Here is a 19,935-nt window from a genome sequence, read left to right on the forward strand (position 1 = left end):
GGTGGCGTCCCACAGCAGCACCGACCCGTTTCTTTCGCCGCTGGTGGCCAGGGTGCGGCCGTCGGGGCTGAACGCGAACGGGACCACCTTGTCGATGGAGCCGATCAGGAGAGTGCCGATCTGCTTGCGAGTGGCGACGTTCCACAGCCGCACCGACCCTTCTTTGTCGTCGCTGGTGGCCAGGGTGCGACCATCGGGACTGAACGCCACCGAGGAAACGGGCCAGGTGTGGCCGGTGAGGGAAGCGCCGATCTGCTTGCGAGTGGAGACGTCCCACAGCCGCACTGTGTCGTCGTAGCCTCCGGTGGCCAGGGTGAGGCCGTCAGGGCTGAACGCCATTGAGTTCACTTCGGTGGCGGGGGTACCGGTCTGCTTGTAAGTGGCGATGTCCCATAGCCACACGGTCCCGTTAATTCCGACGGCCAGGGTGTGGTTGTCAGGGCTGACCGCGACCGAGATGTTTGTTTCTGGTTCGCGAGGGGCGATCACGGTAGGTCTGGTGACATTCCACAGCCGCACCGACCCGCCGCCTGCAGTGGCCAGAGTGTGGCCGTCGGGGCTGAACGCCACCGACTTCACGGCGAAGCCGTCTCCAGGGAGCAGCATGCCGATCCGCATGCGGGTGACGGCGTCCCAGAGCTGTACCTCTTTTTCGCCTGCGGTGGCCAGGGTGTGGCCGTCGGGACTGAACGCCACCGAGGGCGGTGACTCGGAGTGGCCGGTGAAGGGAGCACCGATCTTCTTGTGGGTGGCGACGTCCCACAGCCGCGCCTCCTTTCCTCCTCCCGTGGCTAGGGTGCGGCCGTCCGGGCTGAATGCCACCGACTCCACCGAATCGGTGTGGCCGGTGGTGAAGGGGGCGCCGATCTGTTTACGAGTGGAGACGTCCCACAACTGCACTGTGCCGTAATAGCCTCCGGCGGCTAGGGTGCGGCCGTCCGGGCTGAACGCCACCGACTCCACCGAATCGGTGTGGCCGGTGAAGGGGGCGCCGATCTGTTTGCGGGTGGCGACGTCCCACAGCCGCGCCTCCTCTCCTCCTCCCGTGGCCAAGGTGCGGCCGTCGGGACTGAACACCACCGAGGGCGGTGACTCGGTGTGCCTGGCGAAAGAGGCGCCGATCTGCTTGCGGGCGGCGACGTCCCACAGCCGCACCGTGCGGTCATGGCTTCCTGTGGCCAGAGTTCGGCCGTCCGGGCTGAACGCCACAGAGATCACTCCGTCAGTGTGGCCGACGAGGGGGACACCCGGCTGATGGGTAGCGACGTCCCACAGCATCAATGTCCCTTCTCTGGTTCCGCTGGCCCCAGCCAGGGTGTGGCCGTCGGGACTGAAGGCCACTGTGGATATTCCCGTGCCGTTTCCGGTGAGGACGGTACGTGCAGGATCGCGAAGAACGGTGAGGAGGTTGGCGCGGAGTTCGTCGGGCTTGGGGCTGATCCGCCATGCCGCTACTGCCAGCAGTGCCGACAGCACGGGGTCACCGGTGAGGTGTTCGACTTTCGCCGTCAGGCCATTGGCGATGGCGGTGTCGCGCTGCCGGGCCGTTTCCCGCTCGGAACGGACCGCGGCTCCCGCTGCTATCAGGGCCGCGACCAGCAAAGCGGACAGCGCGGCGAACACGGCGCGGCGCCGGAACGCGGCGCGGCTTTCGGCCTTGCGCCCTGCCTCCAGGAACTCCTGCGGTAAGCCCGCCAGATCGGGGTGGCGGTCGGGGTCGGCACGCCAGCCGGGCATCATCTTCAACGGGTTGGCCAGACGCTCTTTCCGATACAGGTAAGCGGCCTTTCGGCCGTTACGGTGCCACTCGGCCGCGTCATCCACGAGTTCGCCGTACAGGGCGTGCCCGGCCAGGTCGGCCTCCAGCCAGCCGCGCAGCCGGGGCCACGCCGTCAGCAGCACGTCGTGGGCGACCTGCACCGACTCCGTGTCGACCACGAGCAGCCGCCGCCGGGCGAAGACCTCCAGCACCCGCTCCACCTCACCCCGCTCGCCACCGGCGTGCAAGACGGTGCGGGAGGCGGCGCGGCGGGTCAGCACTCCGTCTCGGGAGATGGCCGTCAGCTGGTGGAACACCCGCTGGGCGGTCTCCTGGCCCGCGGCGTCCAGTTCGTCGTAGGCGGCCTCGGCGCTGGTGGCGACCGCGCGGGTGACGCCGCCGGTGCGGACGTAGCCGCGGCTGGTCAGCCACCTCCCCTCGCGGTGCTCCCAGGTGGTGAGCATGGCCTGGGACACCAGCGGCAGCGCTCCGGCCTCGAAACGGCCGGGCCGGGTACGCAACTCGGCCAGAACGGTGTCGACCAGCCCAAGCTCAATGTCCAGCCCGGCGGCGTCCGCCGGGCCGGTGATCGTACGCCGAAGATCGCTCTCCCCCATCGGTGCCAGGACGAACGGGGTGTCCCGCAGTGCTGAGACGAGCTGGGGGTGCTCGGCGCACCGGTCGATGAAATCGCCGCGTAACGCGACCACCACCAGCGCGGACGGGACCTCGCCCGGCCCGCCCGAAACGGTGGCGGCGCTGTGCAGCGCGGTGAGGAAGGCCTCCCGCTGCGCCCGCTCTTCGGGCCGGTCGTCGCTTTGAAGGGTGAAGATTTCCTCGAACTGGTCGAGGACCAGCAGCAGTCTGCATTCCGCCGCGGTCTGCTCGGGCAGGCCGCGACGGCGGGCGTCGGTCTCGACCGCCTGTCGTACCAGCAGATGCGTCTGCTCAGGCTGGCCGGTCAGGCGCTCCAGCACCGTGGGGGCGTCCAATCCGGAGAGCCCGGCCAGCAGCACGGCAAGGCGCGACAGGGGCGAGTGGGTCGGCCGGTCGATGGTGTGCCGGGGCCAGTGCCGGGCGGCCTCCGACAGTTCGCCGCGCCCGACCGCCGGCATCAGCCCGGCCCGCAGCAGCGAGGACTTCCCGGCTCCGGAGGCGCCGGTCACCACCACCAGCCCGGGGCCGCCCAGCCGTTGGGAAAGCATGCTGATCAGTTCGGCGGTGGCGGTCTCGCGGCCGTGGAACACCTCGGCGTCGGTCTCGGTGAACGGCATCAGCCCCCGGTAGGGGGCTCCATCCCGCCACCGGGCCCCGTTCTGCCGCCCGGGGTCCGGCCGGTCCTGGCGGGTGCGCCGCTCGATGGCGGCCACCTGCTCAAGGAGCAGCCGAGTGTCGATCGCCTGCCGGTACAGCATGCCGGTGGCCAGTTGCCCTTCGGCGCCGAGCCGGTCCACGCCCTCGCGGATCGACCGTAGCTGGACCCCCAGTTCGGCCAGCACGAAACCGAACTCACCGAACTCTTCACCCAGCCGCGTCAGACCGGAGGTCAGGCTCGCCTGTAGTTCGCGGTTGCCGCTGCGGATCGCCTCCTCGACGGCGGCCCCCACCGCCCCGGTCTGTCGCAGGATGTCGGCGAGCTGTCCGCGCAGCAGGTCGGCCTGTCGGCCACCGGCTTCCAGCATCTGCTGGAACTGCCGCTCCAGGTCGGCCTCCAGCTCTTCGCCCGGGGACTTACCGTTGGGCTCGATCCGGGCGACGCCTGCTTTGAGCATGTCGGTCAGCACGTTGCCACCGACCGCGGTCACCGCCCCCACCGCGGCCGCGGCCAGCTCCGCGGCACCGAGGCCGGAAAGCAGAAGCGGGCCGAACGCGCCTGCCGACAGCACCGCCAGCAGCGCGGGCGGCGACCAGCGGCGTGCGCCGGTCCCTGCCGCCTTCGCCAGCCGCGCCACCCGGGCCCGCACACCGTCGCGCATCAGCTCCGCGTGGTCGTTGGGGAGATCGGCGCTCACCCCGTCACTATCGCAACCGCAGCGCCCAGAGGCCCAGGAAACGGGCTTATCAGCATTGGTGCGTGACTGCTGGCCGAATCGGCGGATACAGCGCTCTGTTCGGCCACAGCGCAGCGGCGAGGAGGCGGTGTATATGTTCCTGCGCGGCACCGGTCCGGATACCGCTCTTCTTCCCTCCCAGAGAGGAGATGGCGGACCGGTACGGCTACAAAGCCCCAACCCCTCCGCTGCCTCTCCTTACTTTCGCCCGTGAATATGTGGCTGCCGTGCTCACGGTCGGCCACCTGGGCAGCATGGGGGAGCCGTACCAAACGCACACGTCTTCACGCTGACCACCCGGTTCCTGCTGGGTCAGGGGCGAGCGGCGATGGTGCCGGACTCGCTCACGGTGCGCCGGATCCAGCGCACGACCATCGCCTGCGTCGCCCTTCTGGCGGTCATCGCGGCCGTGGTCTCGTTCCGTCACATGCACGAGCTGTGCCTGCGTCACGGTGAGGACCGCCTGGCCGCCGTGCTCATCCCGCTGGCCGTCGACGGCATCATCGTGGTGGCCTTGATGTCCATCCTGCTGGCCAACCGGTACGGCTCCCGCGGCGGCGCCTTTGCCTGGACCCTGCTCGTGGTCGGCAGCCTGGCCGGCCTGGGCACCGACGTCGCCGTGGCCGAGCCCGGTCTGATAGGCCGCGTCATCGCCGCCTGGCCGAGCGTCGCGCTGATCGGCAGCTACGAACTCCCGATGTCCCAGATCCGCTGGGTCTCCTGGGACACCGGACGGCAACCCTCTGAGCCTCAGCAGGACGAGGTCAGGAACCGGAGGACGATCACCCCCGAGAAGGCGTGGTGGTCTTGCATCGTGAGGCGTGGGAGAACGGCCGGCCGGATGGGACGCTCCCTTCGGAACGGGCGATCGCCGAACGCTTCGAGCGCAACCCCCGCTGGATCAAACGAGCAGGCCTGACCGGAAAACTGGGGTGAGTTGCTTGTCGCGCTCCGGGTTCGCCGGTTGCGGCCAGGCCGGACTCATCTGGTGTCCGCGCCGAAGCCTCCAAGTGTCCATGCGGCAGGCCGCGGTGGGAAGGGGCCGTGACCACCGTGCACCGGCAGGTCAGACGGGCGGGGCCGCATCTATTACGGAGAGCGTGCGCACCGGTGTGTACCCGGGCAGAGGTGTGTCCCAGGCGATCTCGACCGGAGGCGTGAGCGTGCCGTCGGTTGTCGCCGGGATCCGGATACCGATCCCCGCCGTTGCCTCCCGCGGTACGCGGAAGCGATGCCAGGGGCCCGCGTCTGTGATCAGTCCGATCGCCGAGCTGAGCATGCGCAGTTCCTGTGTCCGTCACGCGCGCAGCCCGTCGCCGCCTCGAACGACGGCCTGGACTCCGGACAGGGGTGACCGCCTGGTACCTCATCGCAGCCCAAGGAGGGAACCCCTTCCGGCTGTGGCACCGATCTGCTGGGTGCCTCCGCCTGCCCAGCCGTGCCGGTGCCCGGCAACACCGGCACGACACATCGTGGCTGTCCTTCCGAGACCAGGGGAGCAGGCCACCGGTGCGTTGTGCAGTCAGCGCGACGCCAAGGGCGAGAAGCGGGAGAACGGCGCCTGGCCCTGCCTCGACGACCAGGCCGGCACCGAGCCTTCACGCTCGTCTCCTGATGTCGGTGGCCTGCCCTAGGCTCCCCTGCCATGACCACCCCCTGGGATCATGTCGAGGCCGCGATCGCGGCCTCGGACACCGCGGCGATCGTCGCCCTGGTGACCACCCTGACGGAGACGGACCGCAAACCGATCGCCGCCAGGCTCCCCGCCCACCTCCAGGTCATCCGCGCGTCCGATGACCCTGAACGCCGCTGGATCGAGCCGATGCGGCTCGTCGGACTCGGCACGATCGCCACCCCGGCCGCCGCGCTGACCTGGCTGTTCAAACGCGACTTCACCCGCGATCAAGCCGTCCTGCCGATCTCCCAGGCCGGTCCGTGCGCCGCGATCGCCCGCTCCCGCCCGGATGACTGGCGCCGCGACTTCGCCGTACGGCTGGCGCTGCGCCTGCGCTCCCTGGACCCGGGCGATGGCGGGCTGGAGCGCCTCACTCTGATCCTGTTGCGGGAGACGGGCGCCGAGCCACCGCGCCACGACCCGCTCACCGCCCTGTGGATCGCCACCGCCGATCTCGGGAGCCTGGCCGAGGACCCGCTCACCGACGCGCTGCTGCCCACGATCTTCGAGGCGGAAGGCGCGGGCAGGCTGCTGCGCCGCGCCGACTACTGGGGACGGCGCGGCACCGACGGGTGGATCGACGCGCTCACCGGCTTGGCCGAGGCGGGCCGTACCAGGCGCGAGACCCTGCTGGACGGCTGCCGCAGCCGTTTCCTGCGCGGTGCCCCGGCCTTCGACCTGCACTTCTTCACCCTCCTGCACGAACGGCTCGCGCCCACGGACGAGGAACTGCGTCCCCACCTCGGCGACTACCTGGCGTTGCTGCCCGCCGCCCCCGGCCCCGTCGCCGAGCTGGCGCTCGGAGTGATCCGCAGGCTGTCCGCCACGCCGCCCGCCGACGCCGTCGAGGCGCTGCTGTTCCGGCCAGAGGGCAAGTTGGTCAAGGTCGGCCTGTCCCTGCTCGACAAGCTGCTCAAGGCCGGAGCCGATCCCGACGACCACATCACCGCACTGGCCGTCGCCCTCACCTGTGCGTCGGCCGGGGCTCGCGAACGCGCCGTCAAACTGGTTGTCGCGCACGCCGCGAAACTGGGGGAGGCGAGCGTCGAGGCGGTGCGTACGGCGATCGACAGCCTGCCCAAGGCCGAGGGTGACGCCACCATCCGCGCGGTCTGGGACGTGTTGCCGCCCGAGCGAGGCCGGGTGCTGGCCGAGGTCTTCGGCGGAGATCCGGTGCCGGAACCCGAGCCGGAGGGCGAGCCGTTCGTCCCCCCGCCGCTGCCTATGGTGAGCAACCCGCACCCCACCCCACCCGACATCGACCACCCGAGTCGGCTCGCCCGCGTCAAGCTGATCTGGTGCGACTGGCTCGACGCCGACCGGTGGCTCGACGGCTTCGTCCGGCTGACCCGCGACCACCGCCGGGACCTCGTCACCGCCCTGCGGCGCCTCGCCGAGTCCGGCAGCCGCTCCGACGGCGGCCACAAGGACTTCCGCACCCTGCCTGACCTGCCCGCCTGTGTCGCCGCCGCGCTCATCGGCCTCGGCGAGGCGCCGCAGGAACGCAGCCCGCTCTCCCGGAGGACGGCTTTGCCCGGCGAGGTGCCCGTCTGGGACCTCCAGCTCCAGCGCCGGACAGCCGAGATCCTGCGGGCCCTCGCGGACGACGCCCTGCCGCCGTGCCTGCTGGCCACGCCGACCAGGCAGAACGGGCTGATCGACGCCGGAATCCTGATCGAACGCCTCACCAGGCACGAGCGGGCCGGGATCGAACCGCTGCCACTCGACCTGGCGCAGGCGTTGTTGCGGCTTCGCCGTACGGTGACGGAGCTGGAGCTGCGGAAGGCGGCGCGGCTGAGGTCAGCGGCCGGGCGGCGGCTGCACCGATGGCTCGCCAACCGGCCGACAGACCCGGAGGTGACGCTGACCTGGGGCGAAAAGCCCACGGTAACGCTCACGATGGACGCGGAGCTGGAGGAGCTGGTCGGCGATCTGTTCGAGCAGCAGTGGGGCAAGCACCCTGACGGAGATGTGGCGATCTTCGCGGCCCATCGGGAGCTGGCCGCGGTCGCGGTGCTGCCCGGCTCATCCGGCTATGTCTCGGGGTTGAGCGCTCTGGTGTCGGCAGAGGGGCCGGTCGGACCGGCGATGAGCCTGCTGCTGGCTTCCATGATCGCCGGCGATTACGGCGCGCTCGACCTGATGCGGCTGGCCGCCACCGGCCCCGCTCCCTGGCCGGAGACAGGGCGTTGCCTGGCCGTGTTGCTCCAGAGGGGTGCGAAACCCGCGAAGGCGCTGTCCGCGCTGCGGCTGGCGGCCGAGCGGGGCGCCCATCACGCGGTCTGGGAGATCATGACCGGGTTGCTGGAGGTCTACCTGCCGGGGGAGAAGCCGACGAGCGCGCACACCCGCCTGGTCGCCTTCGCCGCCGACGTCGCCGGATGGACCAACGCCCAGGGCGAGCTGCCCGCCGTCACCACGCTCGCCGCCGGAACCCGTAAGAGCCGGCTGCTGGAGCAGGCTCAGCGCCTGCACCGACAACTCACCGGAGTTGGGCCGGCACGATGACCGTTACTCGGTGTGCCGGTGGTCGCGTCGGCGAACCGATGACACCCATGAGCTCGCCCGGCTGAACGGCTGCCCGCATGAACACACCCTTCCAACTCTCCGGTACCGCGCAGGGCGTCGGCCTCGGCCGTGGTCTCCCGCCATGGATCGCGACAGATCCGGATCCTGCCGCTGGATCTGCTTCACAGGCCACCGCGCGGGGGTCACGCTGTTGTCCGTGGCCATCGCCTGGCTCTCCTTTGAACCCGATCTCCACTACCCGATGGATCACGCGACGGCCGTCCCATGCTTGTGACCAGGTCGAACTCGTATCGCTACGACCGGACCCGCCGATGTCGTCACGTGGCCAAGCGATCGAAGGATTCACATCAGCCGGCTCGAACGAGGATCTGGTCTCCGTTCCACTCCCCGTGGGCGGGGCGGGTCCGCGTTGACGTCGAGAAAGGCACCGTAGGCGTCATGAAGCGAAGGGCCCCATAGGGTCAAAGGTCGTCCAGGGCCTGGCGTACCCGGCTCTGCCCGTTCAGGTCGCCGGTCTCGGTGAAGAGGGTCATGGCCTGCTCCAGATGGTCTCGGGCCTGCGGATGGTCGGCCATCTCGGTGCAGGCACGGCCGAGGGAGTACAGCAGCAACGCCATGATCGAGACATCGCCCGCGGCACTGAAGTACGGCAGGGCCCGGTGGTAGTGGTCGGCCGCCTCCTGCCAGCGGCCCTGAGCGGCCAGGTCGTCCCCGATGTCTTGCAGGCACAGGCCCACGCCTAGGTCCCGCTGCGTGGCGGGAAATTCGGGCCTCCCGGTGAGGTAGATCCCGAGGAGGCCGGTATGCACCAGCAGGGCCGTCACCGGGTCTCCCAGTTCGCGTAGCACCTCGCCGAACTTACGTGCCGCCACCGTGTGGCCGAGGAAGTCGCCCGACCGGACGAAGAACCGGGAAGCGAAGTTGAAGTGTTCGGCCGCGCGTTCCAGGTGCTCCCGCTCCGTCCCCAGGGGGCAGGCCTCGGGCCGGCGGGCGAGTGAGAGGTGGGCGCCGCCCTGGTAGAACAGGGCCCAGGCCTGCTCGCGGAGGTCGCCCACCTGCCCGGCGAGGACGAACGCGCGGGCGGCGTGTTCGAGGCCCTCGCGGTGGCGGCCCAGGCAGTACGTGAGCGTCCAGGCGCAGTAGTTCAGATGCACGGTCTCCTGGCGGCGGCAGCCGAGCGCGCGAGCGGCCCGCGTCGACAGGGAGAACAGCGTCAGCCAATGCGGCCAGTGGCCGCGGAGGTCGGAGAACCAGTGCATGGCCTCGGCGACGTCCAGGACCAGCTGGTGCTCGCCGTCCGCCGCCGCCGAGCCGACGGCGGCGAGCCAGGCGTCGGCCTCGGTGTCCAGCCAGGCGGCGGCGGGCTCACGCAGGGAGAAACGCAACGCGGTGTCCGGCAGCACGGCCCGGACAGGGGAGGGGCTGAACAGCTGTCCCGCTCCGATCGCGGTGTGCAGCAACCAGGCGCGCATGCGCTTCTCCGCCTGCCGTACCCGCTCGACCGGCTCCTCCGCGCGTAACCTCGCCTGGGCGAACAGCAGCATCAGGTCGTGGAAGCGGTAGCGGTCAGAGTGGGTCGCCTGCAGCAGGCTCAGGTCGACCAGTTCTTCCAGCACCGCCGTCGTCTCCTCCTCGTCGATCCCGACGAGGACAGAGGCGAGCGGTACGGCGAAGCCACCCCCGGGAGCCAGAGACAGCAGCCGGAACACGGCCGCCGCGACGGGCGAGAGCTGACTGTAGGAAAGCTCGAAGACGACGTCGACCCTGAGGTCACCGGCGACCAGCGCGGTCAGGCGGCGGTCGCTGTCGACCAGACGATCACCCAGATGGGCCACGGTCCAGCCCGGCCTGCTGGCCAGCCGGTTGCCGGCGATGCGCAGTGCGAGCGGCAGGTTCCCGCACAGGGCCGCCACCTGCGCCGTGGCCTGCGGATCTTCCGCCGACCTGTGCTCGCCGATGATCCTGGTGAGTAGCTCGACCGCCTCGGACGGCGGCAGCGTGTCCAGTTCCATCCGGTGCACCGACTCCAGGCCTGCCAGCGGACGGCGGCTGGTCACCACGATCATGCAGCTACCGCAGGCGGGCAGCAGCGGCCGTACCTGAGCCTCGTCGGCGGCGTTGTCCAGGACGAGCAGCATTCTGCGTTCCCTGGTCAGCGACCGGTACAGCCGGGTGAGCTCCTCCGCGCCGCGCGGGATGCGGCTGTGCTCCACCCCTAACACGTGAAGGAGCCGGGTCAGCGCCGCCACGACGCCGAGCGGCACCTTGTCCGTCCCCCGCAGGTCGAGGAAGGTGCTGCCGCCGGGAAAGTGGCTGGTCAGGGCGTGAGCGGTCCACAGGGCGAGTGTTGTCTTGCCGAGTCCGGGCAGGCCGGAGAGTACGGCCACGACGGGACTGCCGCCGCCGGGCGCGGACAGCGCCGCCAACTCCCGCAGCTTGGCCAGCTCGGCGCTCCTGCCGGTGAAATCGCCGACACTGCGCGGCAACTCGAACAGGCGTGTCCCGGGGGCGGGGCGCGGCGACGGGCGACCGGCCTTGGCGGCGTCGATCAGTTCGCGCCGCGCCTCGGCGTCCAGCCCGAGCGCGTCGGCCAGCGCCTCCACCGAGCGGCTCCTGGGGGCTCTGCTGCGGCCGCGCTCCATGTCGCCGATCGCTCTGCCGCTGAGCGCCGACGCCTCGGCCAGTTCCTCGATGGTGAGTCCGGCCGCGTACCGGTGAGCGCGCAGCAGAGCGGCGAAGGAACGCGATGGATCGGTCGACACCTGGCCTCCTCGGCAGCCCGATCCTCCTCACCCGCAAGAGGAAGATCGCGATTCTTCCCATCATCCTTCCTGCGGTTCCTCCTGGTGTGGGATTTGTGAACATGGTCCGATTTGCACGGAGGGGTTCTTCTTTGGCGCATCGCAAACGATCCAAGGAGATCTGTGTTCTCGCATCTCAAACGGCTGGTGACCGCCTGCCTGGCCATTGGGGCGCTCGTGTTCACCGCGCTGCCCGCCTCGGCCGATGTCCCCACGCCCATCCTCAGGAACTACACGCCGTCGGGCTGGTGTGACCTGCCTCCCGCAACCGGCGGAGGCGACTGCTACACCGAGCTGATGAAGTCGATCCTGACTCTGGTCTCCGGCTGGCGCGGGGCCTCCCTGAAACAGCAGCAGGAGAACGAGAAGTTCACCCAGAGCGTGGTCGACTACGCGATGGACGCCTTCCCCGGCTACAACGTCATGGTCTTCAAGTACAAGGGGACCGACTCCTGGGAGGTCCCCTGGTTCAGGAACGACTACAAGGCCGACATGACCGAGGTCCTGATGGACGTCGACTACGAGCTGGTGCACGACCCCAAGGGTTGGACCAGCCGTGACTGGTTCCGCATCTGGATCTTCCGTGGCGCCTCCACCTTCGTCAACAAGGGTGATGGCGGCTACATGAACTGGGCCTTCGGTGGCGCGTTCGACCGCTCGGGCGGCAATGTCACCTTCTCCGCGCGCCGGAGCAACTCCATCACCAAGCAGCTCGCCTCGGACGCGGACCGCATCTCCTGCCTGGAGACGAGCAACCACGCCGTACAGCTGGGCACCTGCAAGGCCGGCGGTTCCGGTCAGAAGTGGACCTACAACGGCATCCGTGTCGTCGGCCCCGACAACCACTGCCTCAGCAGCACGGAACTCGCCGTCGGAGCCCAGCTCATCACCGCGCCCTGCGACGGCAGGGATCCCAGGCAACGCTGGTACCACAATGTCAGCGGCACTCTGCGCAACATCGGCAGCCCGCTGGACCACAGCAAGGACCTCTGCGTCGACATCCCCGGCGGCACCACCAAGCCCGGGAAGAAGCTCCACCTGTGGGGGTGCGGCTCGGCCAAGGATCGTGACAAGGCCAACCAGGACTTCAGCTGGTACGACTACACCTCCGCGCCTGGCCCGACCAACGGTTCCTACTTCCTGCTCGCCTCCAACGGGCTCGGCGTCGCCGCGAGCGGCACGGCCAGCGGCAGCCAGGTGATCAGCGCCATCCACGGCCTCCCGAACAGCAAGTGGAGCATCGAGCAGCTCGCCTCGGGGCGCAACCAGTGGAAGATCGTCAACGCGGAAGGGCTGGCCCTGTCCAGGAGGGCGGACTACACCGCGGAAGCCCGCACCTGGACCGGAGCCCGCGACCAGAAGTGGGAGATCATCGACAAGGGCGACAACCAGTGGATCGTCCGCCTCGACGCCGACAACTGCCTCACCCACGACTCCGACTTCAAGCCGATCGGCGTCTGGACCTGCGAGGGCTCCTACGACGAGGTGTGGCGGGCGCTGTACGCCGGTAAGTAGGACTCCCGAAAACGTGCTCCCCCCTTCGCCGGGAAACTTATCACCGGTTTTCCGGAAACAGGGGAGGAATTTCCGGTTCCGTGTTTCCCGGGATTTCCAAAAGGTGCCCACCTTGAAATCTCAGAAGAAGAAGAATCCTACGGAGGTATGCGGCACATGGTTGGTTTCGGTAAACAAAAGATCGCACAGCGGCTGGGCTCGATCCTTCTTTCCCTGGCCTGCGTCCTGGGTCTGGTCCAGGTCGGGGCGGCGGGCCCGGCGAACGCGGACACCACGTCGCGGTGGACGATAATGAATTGGGACATCGACACCCTAAACGATGGCGGGCTGGGCGCCGCGCAGTCCTACGGCGAGATGCTGAACAGGCTCCGCAACCTCGCTGGAGAGGAGGTGAGGAACAGGTACTGGGAGACGGAGACGGTGGACGATCACTACATCGAGCTACAGATAGAGAACAACGGCGACCACTTCCTCAGCCTGTACTTCCGCTCCTCCAACCTTTACTTGGAGGGCTTCACCGTCCGGGGCCAAAACTACCAGTTCAGAGATACCCCCGACTCCCTGATGAGGGAGTTCATCCGGCACTACAGAGCCGGCAACCTGGCGTTCGGCGTCCTCGGCTACTCCAGTAGCTACGGCGAATTGGACGCCCAGGGAAACCGCGGAAACGCCCATTTCACGACCGCCGACCTTTACCACTACTTCTACGAAATGATTAACTTCACGGCCGCCACCCAGAACAACCACCGCCTGCGCCTCGCCAACATCATCGCGGCGACCTCCGAGGCCGTGCGCTCCGGGTGGATCCGAAGGCGTATCCAGACCGTCCTCCACTACGGCTCCCACATCGACGAGAACGGGGGACGGCAGACCACGCTCGGCGGGTTCGGGCTCGCACTTGAGAACAACTGGAGCCGACTGTCCCGCCTGGCCTACCGGAGCCGGGTAGGCTCCGCCAACTCCTCCGATTACGTCAACATCAACGGCTACTCCTACCAGAGCCTGACCGACATCACCCTCGGAAACGTCCCACGCCGGATACCCTCCCTTGAGGGCCTGCTCGCGCTCGGCAGCTCCCACTGACCCCACGCCGAACGAACAGGACCACGCGCCACACGCGGAACCGGCGTCCAACACCACGTTCAACCGGGGTGTAGTAAAAATCCGGCGCTCACCGAGGTTCCGGTGCGGGGACGGTGGCCAGGCACGCAAACCCGCACATCGTCGGATCGGAGTCGTCCCCATCACCCGGGTCCGACGGCGCCCGTCCGGCATCCAGAACGTGAAGAACCCCCGGCCACGTCATCCGCCGGGGGTTCTTCCGCTGCCCGGGACACCCGCGGACGGCGGCCGCGGCAAGGACCAGCCCCACACGGCTCCCCCCCTCGACGGTGGGGCCCTTGGCGCGCTTGTGCAGATGGCGATGCGGTTTGCGGACGGTGCGTCGGTGCGCAGCGCCCGGATCGCCGTGGTCGGAGCGGTCCGGGACCGCTCCGACCTGGGGCTACGGTGAACCGCGGAACCGGGCGCCGACGCCGACGGCACTCACCGGTCCTGGCCCGCCGGTAAGGCCGGTCCCGCCGGCCGCCATCTGTGGTGTTCCCGCAGTTCAAGGCCGTTCGCCGTCCGCACGACAACGACATCGGCCCGCTTCCGACGTCACCGCCGAAGGGAATCCCCAGCGGCGGCTTGCGTGCGCAGCACGCGGGACAGGAGGACCTCCTCGAGGTCCCGGAGTGGGAAGCTCGCATCTTCGGCAGCCAGGGACAGCCCGCCGCGGATCCCGGCGAGCAGGAGGAGGCGATCTCCTTCAGGATCGGACGAATGGCAGTCCCGCAGAGCCTGGGCCAGGGAGTCGAGAAGGTCGACCGATTCCTCGTCGGCTTGCGCGGCGCGCAGGACCTGCCGCGCCTGGGGGTCGGCGAGCAGGGCCGAGACCGCACGCCCTTCTTCGATCTCCTCGGGGGAGGCATCCAGGCCCAGGAGCGCCGAGCGGACCAGTAGGCGCAATGCGGCGGCGGGTTCCGCGCCAGGGGGAGCGGTCAGAGCCGCCAGCGCGGCGCGGGTCCGGTCGCGCCAGCTGTTGGCCACGTCGAGGAGCAGGCCGTCCTTGCTGCCGAAGTAGTGCGAGGGCAGACCGCTGGCCACTCCGGCCCGGGCGGCGACCTGCCGCAGGGTGGTGGCGTGGTAACCCTGCTCGGCCATCAGCAGCACCGCCGCCTTGCGGATACGGGCGCGGGTGGCTTCACGAACAGCGGCCGATGCCTCGGGAGTTCTGGGCATCGCCCTCCTCGGGATCTGAGAGTGAACCGTCTTTCAACATACTCTGACGCCGAGTATCCATCCGTCGCCGTTCGTGTATATTGAACGGGCGATCAATCAAAAAATAAGATCACATGACGCACCGGATCGACCCGTTCCGTATCGCTGAGGTGCGGAACGAGCTCGACGATCTGCCTGCCGTCGGGCCGACACCCGTCGGCTGACGGATCTGGTCGGCTCGGATTGGAACGACGGGTCCTGCCGTACCCGCGGGATCTCGCCGTCTGCTGGAGGACCGGCTGCTCCCGCCCGCCACCGGGCCATCCAGGCGCCGGGGGCAGGCAGTCACCTTCGCCGTACGGCGAGCCGGTGCGTCCCGGCCATCGAGTTCGCTCGCGCCTGTCTGTGCGGCTGAGGCCAGCTCGCCACCTGCGGTAGCAGCTGTCCGGCGCGGTGGATGGGCGGTGCGGACGCGCGGGTGGCCCCGGCGCGTCCGGCCCCACAGGGAAACACATGTTTGATCTTTGGAGGATGTCATGGCCGACCGTGTGCACGGAGTCCCTGCCCCGCCGACCACCTCGGCCATCGAGTTCGCCGACTGGGACAGCGAGGACCTGTCGGGCCGGGTCTACGAACGCGTGGCCTTCCGCGAGGTGGACCTCACCGAATCCACCGGCGATGGAGCGGTCTTCGTCGAGTGCACATTCCGCTCCGCCCGCTTCAACGCCTCGACCTACACCGACAGCGCGTTCCTCAACTGCACCTTCACCAACAGCTCCTTCTTCGACGCGACCTTCACCCGCTGCAAGCTCGTCGGCAGCATGTTCGACCGGTGCACCTTCGACCTGCTGAAGGTCAAGGGAGGGGACTGGTCGCTGACCGGCCTGCCAGGGGCACCCCTGGGCTCGGCGTCCTTCGTCGATGCGCGCATGCGCGAGGCGGACCTGACCGGAGCCCGCTGCGAAGGCGCCACCCTGCGCAACGTGGACCTGTCCGGAGCGCTGCTGCACAGCGCCGACTTCACCCGCGCCGACCTACGCGGCAGCGACTTGTCCACGCTGGATCCCCTCGTGGTGCGACTCGGCCGCGCTCGCGTCGACATCACCCAGGCCGTCGCCATCGCCACGGCCCTCGGGCTGAACGTCGAACCGTAGCCACCGGCGGACGGGATCGGCTTCGGCGGTGGAGGATCGCGCCGCCGTGGTGGCGGGTGCAGGCCTCGACGAAGGTGCGGTCGAGGTAGTCAGTGGTGGTGTGATCGCTGGTACGGCTACCGCGGGCTTCGTCGGGGCGGCCGCGGGGTTGACCTTGACGTCCAGGTCAAGGTTTAGCGTCGGCCGCATGACGCGAACACGCGAGGTGCGCCTGGCCGCCAAAGGGCGGTTGGAGATCGTCGAGACGGTGCTGGAGGCCCCGGGGCCGGAGCAGGTGCTGGTCCGCAATCGGATGATCGGGCTGCGGGCCGCGATGGGACTGCTGCTGACGGGTGGTGCGCCCGGCATGCCGGCCTACCAGGAGGGAAAGGCGCTGTGGGGGCCGGCCGTCGGTGAGGTCGTCGCCGGTGAGCTGCCGCCGGGCACGCTGGTCGCCCACCCGCTGGGCTGGAGGGAGCATGCCGTGCTCGACACCGCGCGGGTGCGGGTGCTGCCCGCCGGGGTCGATCCCGTGCTGGGGCTGGCACAGGCCGAGCTGGCCCATGCCGCGCTGACGACGGCGGGACTGAGCGCAGGGGAGACCGTGTTCGTCTCCAGCGCCGCCGGGTCGATCGGCTCGGTGGTGGGCACCCTGGCCAGGCGGCTGGGGTCCGGTCGGGTGGTGGGCAGCGCCTCGGCGGGGAAGCTGTCGTGGCTGACCGGACAGGCGGGATTCGACGCGGCCTTCGACCGGACGGAGACGGATCTGGTCGCGGCGTTGCACCATGCCGCGCCCGAAGGCGTGGACGTGTACCTGGACCTGACGGGCGGAGCACAGACGCGGGCCGTCATAGAGGTCGCCAATCCCGGCGCGCGAATCATGGCGATCGGCACTCTGGACTCCCACAGGAACCAGGTCGAGATCGATCTCGCGACGCTGATCGCCAAACGGATCACCCTGCGTGGGTTCACCCCGCGCGACCACCCCGCGGCGCTGAAGCGCGCGGAGCGAGAGATCGGGGCATGGTCGCGACAGGGCCTACTGACCGTGCCGCACACGGCTTTCCACGGCTTGGAGCAGACCGGCGCCGCACTCGCCGGGCTCCTGGACGGTGCGCACACCGGTACCGTCGTGGTGAAGCTGTAGAGCGGGGGTTCAAGAGTGCGGATCGGGCAGGCGGCACGCGCTGCGGGCACCACGACGCGGGCGCTGCGCTACTACGAAAAAGAAGGACTGCTTCAGGCACCGCGCACCGCGGCCGGGTACCGCGACTACAGTCAGGACGACATCACCCGGGTACGCAACATCCGCGAACTGCAGGGAGTCGGATTCACCGTGGAGGACATCCGCCTGTTCGCCGAGTTGCTCGACCGGCCCGTGCCCGCGACCTTCACGGTCGTCGACACCGAGGTGTGCGGCACCGCGATGCGAGTGGCCCAGGACCGGCTGACCGTTCTGGGCGAGCGGATCGAGCGGCTGACGACCCTGCACGGCCAGCTCGCCGGCCGCCTGTACGGCGAGCCCGGCCATGCCGTTCCCGCGCTGACCGCACCGGTCGCGCCGGTGACGTCATCCGAGACGGAAGCCGTGGACAAGCTCCCCTAGATATCGGCGGTGCGCTGCGTGCCAGGCCACGTGCGCCCCGAAGAGGTCAGATTTCCCGGTGGTACACACTGCTGGACACCGGGGCCGCGCCGCGATGAGGTCGCGACATCCTGCGCCGGCATCGGCGGGGCCGGGGTCACCGGCGACACCACGGCGGTCGGCGTCGCCTGCGAATACGGCGTCGATCTGCGGACCATCGAGCTGGGCATCTCCAGCCAGGCTCCCGCTCGCCCACCGGGGTCGACGGGGCCGAGCTCACCAGGGCGATCGTGGCAGTGGTCACCCTTGTGGATCGCTTCAGGCGGCGCCGTAGTCGGTGGAGGTGGCCAGCTCACGCCAGACGGCCAGCTCTTCGGCCCGGGCGCGCAGCACGCCGTCCAGCACCGCTACGCAGTCGCTGCCCAGTGGCAGTTTCGCGGGTGCCTGGTCGGCGTCCGCGATCGAGATGATCGCCTCGGCGGCCGCCACCGGATCTCCCGGCTGGTTGCCGCGCCTGTCCTCCAGATGAGCGGCCAGAGCGCGGACGGTGCCGTCGTAGGCGGACAGGGGACGTTCGGCATGCCGGAAGCTGGTGGCGTTGAGGAAATCGGTGCGGAAACTGCCGGGCTGCACCGAGGTCACCTTCACGCCATACGGGCGGACCTCCTCCGCCAGCGCCTCGCAGATGCCCTCCACCGCGTGCTTGGTGGCGGCATAGGCCGACAGCCCGGCCACGGTGGAGATGGCCGCGACGCTGGACAGATTGATGACGTGGCCGGCGCCCTGGCCACGCATGATCGGCAGGACCGCGCGGGTGACGGACAGCAGTCCGAAGACATTGGTGTCGAACAGGCGGCGCACCTCCGCATCCGAAGTCTCCTCCACCGCGCCGAGCAGGCCGTACCCGGCGTTGTTGACCAGCACGTCGATGCGGCCGAAAGCGGTCACCGCCTCGGCCACGGCCGCCTCGACCTGCCTGTTGTGGGTGACATCGAGACGGGTGGTCAGCAGGCGCTCGCCGTACCCCTGGGGAAGACGATCGGTGCCGGGGTCGCGGACGGTGGCCACCACCTGGTGACCGGCCTCCAGCGCGGCGATGACGATCTCACGGCCGAAGCCGCGGGAGGCTCCGGTGACGAACCAGACGCTCACAAGTGCTCCTTCTCGGCGGTAGCCGATGTAGTGGTGCTCGCGTGGTGGCTACCCAGCAGAGCCAAGGCGGTGGCCGCGGGGCTGTCCGGGTCGGCCTGGTAGACGACCAGTTGCTGGCCGGGGCTGGAGTTGACGGTCAGGGACTGGTAGCTCAGCTCCAGCTCCCCGACCACGGGGTGGTCGAAGCGTTTGATCTCGGAGACCTTGTTACGCACGTCGTGACGCGCCCACAGGCGGGCGAAGTCGGCGCTCTTCAACGACAGCTCGCCGACCAGCGCCATCAGGGCGGGATCATCGAGATCGTGCCCGGTGCCGGCGCGCAGTGCCGCGACGCAGCTCTCGGCGATCATCGGCCAGTCAAGGTAGAAGGCACGGGCGGCGGGGAGGAGGAAGACCGCCTTGACCAGGTTGTCCTGCTCTCCCGCCCAGGAGAACAACGCTTCGCCGAGCGGGTTGGCGGCCAGCTGGTTGAGGTACCGGTCGAAGATGAGCGCGGGATTGGTATGCCAGCCGTCCATGAGCTGTATCAGCGACGCGTCGGCGTACTCCCCCTTGCCGGGGCGAGGCCGCCGTGGCGTGGGGGCGGCCAGGGTACGCAGGTGGTCGGCGGCGTCCGGGCTCAGCCCGAGCGCCACGGCCAAGGCTTCGACGACCTGGGCCGAGGGGCGGCGGTCACGACCCTGCTCCAGCCGGATGTAGTAGTTGGTCGACACCCCGGCCAGCATGGCGACCTCCTCCCGGCGCAACCCCGGCGTACGGCGCTGCCCCACGGGCAGGCCGTGCTCCTGAGGGTCGGCGGCGGCGCGCCTGGCCCGCAGGAAAGCGGCCAGCGGACCGGCGGTCACGAGAAGGATCCAAGACTGTCGACGCCCGAGGTCCAGGACATGGTCAGGTGCTGCCTGGCGACCCGCCAACCGGCGTCGGCACGGACGAACTCCCAGGTGTAAGAGCCGCCCATGTCGAAATGAGCACCCGCCTCAGCGGTGTCGGGGACGCCGACGAACAACATGTAGCCGACGCCGGTGGCGCGGTCACCGTCGATCTCGAAGTGAGTGTTGAGCAGGTAGTGGAACATCGCGGCGTAGGAATCCTCCGCCTCGATCACCGTCGCCTTGATGGTGCGGGCGCCGTGCAGAGGCTCCCAGGGGCCGAAGGCCAGCTCGGCGTCCTCGGTCCAGCACCCGATCCAGGTGTCGTAGTCCTTGTGGTCCAGAGCTCGCCAACCCCGGACCAGCAGGCCGCGGAGTTCCTCCTTGTCCATCAGATCGGTCAGCGCCGTGGCGCGTTCGGTGGTCATGGGCCAACCGTAGGAGTGGGCTGCTCCGCCTGGGTAACCTCGCCACTCCCACCCATGTGGAACACCTCGCGGCATGACCAGTTACTGAGGTTGAAGCTCGGAAGTTAGGTCATCGCGTGTGATTCATGACCCTTAGATGACCGCGTGTTCGGTATGCCGGAATTATGAGATATCCG

At 69.3% G+C, this 19,935-nt stretch carries 14 protein-coding genes; 8 read left to right on the top strand and 6 right to left on the bottom strand.

Annotated features, from left to right (window positions below; translation table 11 throughout):
• The coding region (locus ACIBVQ_RS28755; RefSeq protein ID WP_399181232.1) for an AAA family ATPase at nt 1–3,771 on the bottom strand (3,771 nt) is incomplete at its 3' end.
• Nucleotides 3,772–4,138: 367 nt separating this feature from the next.
• Between ACIBVQ_RS28755 and ACIBVQ_RS28760 the strand changes: the two genes are divergently transcribed.
• The 3 genes from ACIBVQ_RS28760 to ACIBVQ_RS28770 all read left to right on the top strand — a co-directional run bounded on the left by ACIBVQ_RS28760 (nt 4,139) and on the right by ACIBVQ_RS28770 (nt 7,993).
• Nucleotides 4,139–4,729, top strand: a complete 591-nt coding sequence (locus ACIBVQ_RS28760; protein ID WP_399181234.1) for a DUF2637 domain-containing protein — start codon at nt 4,139–4,141, stop codon at nt 4,727–4,729.
• 553 nt (nt 4,730–5,282) lie between these two features.
• Complete coding sequence (locus ACIBVQ_RS28765) at nt 5,283–5,444, top strand: hypothetical protein (RefSeq protein WP_399181236.1); 162 nt, start codon at nt 5,283–5,285, stop codon at nt 5,442–5,444.
• A gap of 11 nt (nt 5,445–5,455) precedes the next feature.
• On the top strand, nt 5,456–7,993 hold the full coding sequence (locus ACIBVQ_RS28770) for a DUF6493 family protein (protein WP_399181238.1): 2,538 nt from the start codon (nt 5,456–5,458) through the stop codon (nt 7,991–7,993).
• Between the two features lie 482 nt (nt 7,994–8,475).
• On the opposite strand, the gene ACIBVQ_RS28775 is transcribed toward ACIBVQ_RS28770, so the two are convergent.
• Nucleotides 8,476–10,776 (bottom strand): ATP-binding protein, encoded by a 2,301-nt coding sequence (locus ACIBVQ_RS28775; RefSeq protein WP_399181240.1) that lies wholly within the window; start codon nt 10,774–10,776, stop codon nt 8,476–8,478.
• Nucleotides 10,777–10,938: 162 nt separating this feature from the next.
• Between ACIBVQ_RS28775 and ACIBVQ_RS28780 the strand changes: the two genes are divergently transcribed.
• On the top strand, nt 10,939–12,330 hold the full coding sequence (locus ACIBVQ_RS28780) for an RICIN domain-containing protein (RefSeq protein ID WP_399181242.1): 1,392 nt from the start codon (nt 10,939–10,941) through the stop codon (nt 12,328–12,330).
• A 156-nt stretch (nt 12,331–12,486) separates the two neighbouring features.
• Nucleotides 12,487–13,413 (top strand): ribosome-inactivating family protein, encoded by a 927-nt coding sequence (locus tag ACIBVQ_RS28785; protein ID WP_399181244.1) that lies wholly within the window; start codon nt 12,487–12,489, stop codon nt 13,411–13,413.
• A gap of 576 nt (nt 13,414–13,989) precedes the next feature.
• On the opposite strand, the gene ACIBVQ_RS28790 is transcribed toward ACIBVQ_RS28785, so the two are convergent.
• Nucleotides 13,990–14,613: a helix-turn-helix domain-containing protein gene (locus ACIBVQ_RS28790; RefSeq protein ID WP_399181246.1), complete on the bottom strand. Its 624-nt coding sequence runs from the start codon at nt 14,611–14,613 to the stop codon at nt 13,990–13,992.
• Nucleotides 14,614–15,128: 515 nt separating this feature from the next.
• Here ACIBVQ_RS28790 and ACIBVQ_RS28795 point away from each other — a divergent pair.
• The 3 genes from ACIBVQ_RS28795 (at nt 15,129) to ACIBVQ_RS28805 (ending at nt 17,331) form a co-directional block, all read left to right on the top strand.
• Entirely contained in the window at nt 15,129–15,746 is a 618-nt protein-coding gene (locus ACIBVQ_RS28795; RefSeq protein WP_362915453.1) for a pentapeptide repeat-containing protein, read from the top strand.
• 187 nt (nt 15,747–15,933) lie between these two features.
• Nucleotides 15,934–16,872 carry a zinc-binding dehydrogenase gene (locus ACIBVQ_RS28800; protein WP_399181249.1) on the top strand — a complete coding sequence of 313 codons (939 nt, stop codon included), beginning with the start codon at nt 15,934–15,936 and terminating at the stop codon, nt 16,870–16,872.
• A 15-nt stretch (nt 16,873–16,887) separates the two neighbouring features.
• Nucleotides 16,888–17,331 (top strand): MerR family transcriptional regulator, encoded by a 444-nt coding sequence (locus ACIBVQ_RS28805; RefSeq protein WP_399181251.1) that lies wholly within the window; start codon nt 16,888–16,890, stop codon nt 17,329–17,331.
• A 297-nt stretch (nt 17,332–17,628) separates the two neighbouring features.
• Here ACIBVQ_RS28805 and ACIBVQ_RS28810 read toward each other — a convergent pair whose 3' ends face one another.
• The 3 genes from ACIBVQ_RS28810 to ACIBVQ_RS28820 are packed head-to-tail and all read right to left on the bottom strand — an operon-like array spanning nt 17,629 to nt 19,759.
• Nucleotides 17,629–18,462, bottom strand: a complete 834-nt coding sequence (locus ACIBVQ_RS28810; protein WP_399181253.1) for an oxidoreductase — start codon at nt 18,460–18,462, stop codon at nt 17,629–17,631.
• Nucleotides 18,459–19,307, bottom strand: coding sequence for a helix-turn-helix transcriptional regulator (locus ACIBVQ_RS28815; protein ID WP_399181255.1), 849 nt, complete (start codon nt 19,305–19,307; stop codon nt 18,459–18,461). Before ACIBVQ_RS28815 ends, ACIBVQ_RS28810 begins: the two co-directional genes overlap by 4 nt.
• On the bottom strand, nt 19,304–19,759 hold the full coding sequence (locus ACIBVQ_RS28820) for a nuclear transport factor 2 family protein (protein WP_362915443.1): 456 nt from the start codon (nt 19,757–19,759) through the stop codon (nt 19,304–19,306). The genes ACIBVQ_RS28815 and ACIBVQ_RS28820 overlap by 4 nt, the downstream gene beginning before the upstream one ends.
• Between the last annotated feature and the right edge of the window lie 176 nt (nt 19,760–19,935).

It is taken from the genome of Streptosporangium sp. NPDC049376, assembly GCF_044466505.1.
Taxonomy (GTDB): Bacteria; Actinomycetota; Actinomycetes; order Streptosporangiales; family Streptosporangiaceae; genus Streptosporangium.

Bases quoted from the DNA above. Each gene is read 5' to 3' on its own strand.
- ACIBVQ_RS28785 (WP_399181244.1), top strand. From the start codon at position 12,487: ATGGTTGGTTTCGGTAAACAAAAGATCGCACAGCGGCTGGGCTCGATC.
- ACIBVQ_RS28820 (WP_362915443.1), bottom strand. From the start codon at position 19,759: ATGACCACCGAACGCGCCACGGCGCTGACCGATCTGATGGACAAGGAG.
- ACIBVQ_RS28770 (WP_399181238.1), top strand. From the start codon at position 5,456: ATGACCACCCCCTGGGATCATGTCGAGGCCGCGATCGCGGCCTCGGAC.
- ACIBVQ_RS28800 (WP_399181249.1), top strand. From the start codon at position 15,934: ATGACGCGAACACGCGAGGTGCGCCTGGCCGCCAAAGGGCGGTTGGAG.
- ACIBVQ_RS28790 (WP_399181246.1), bottom strand. From the start codon at position 14,613: ATGCCCAGAACTCCCGAGGCATCGGCCGCTGTTCGTGAAGCCACCCGC.
- ACIBVQ_RS28760 (WP_399181234.1), top strand. From the start codon at position 4,139: ATGGTGCCGGACTCGCTCACGGTGCGCCGGATCCAGCGCACGACCATC.
- ACIBVQ_RS28795 (WP_362915453.1), top strand. From the start codon at position 15,129: ATGGCCGACCGTGTGCACGGAGTCCCTGCCCCGCCGACCACCTCGGCC.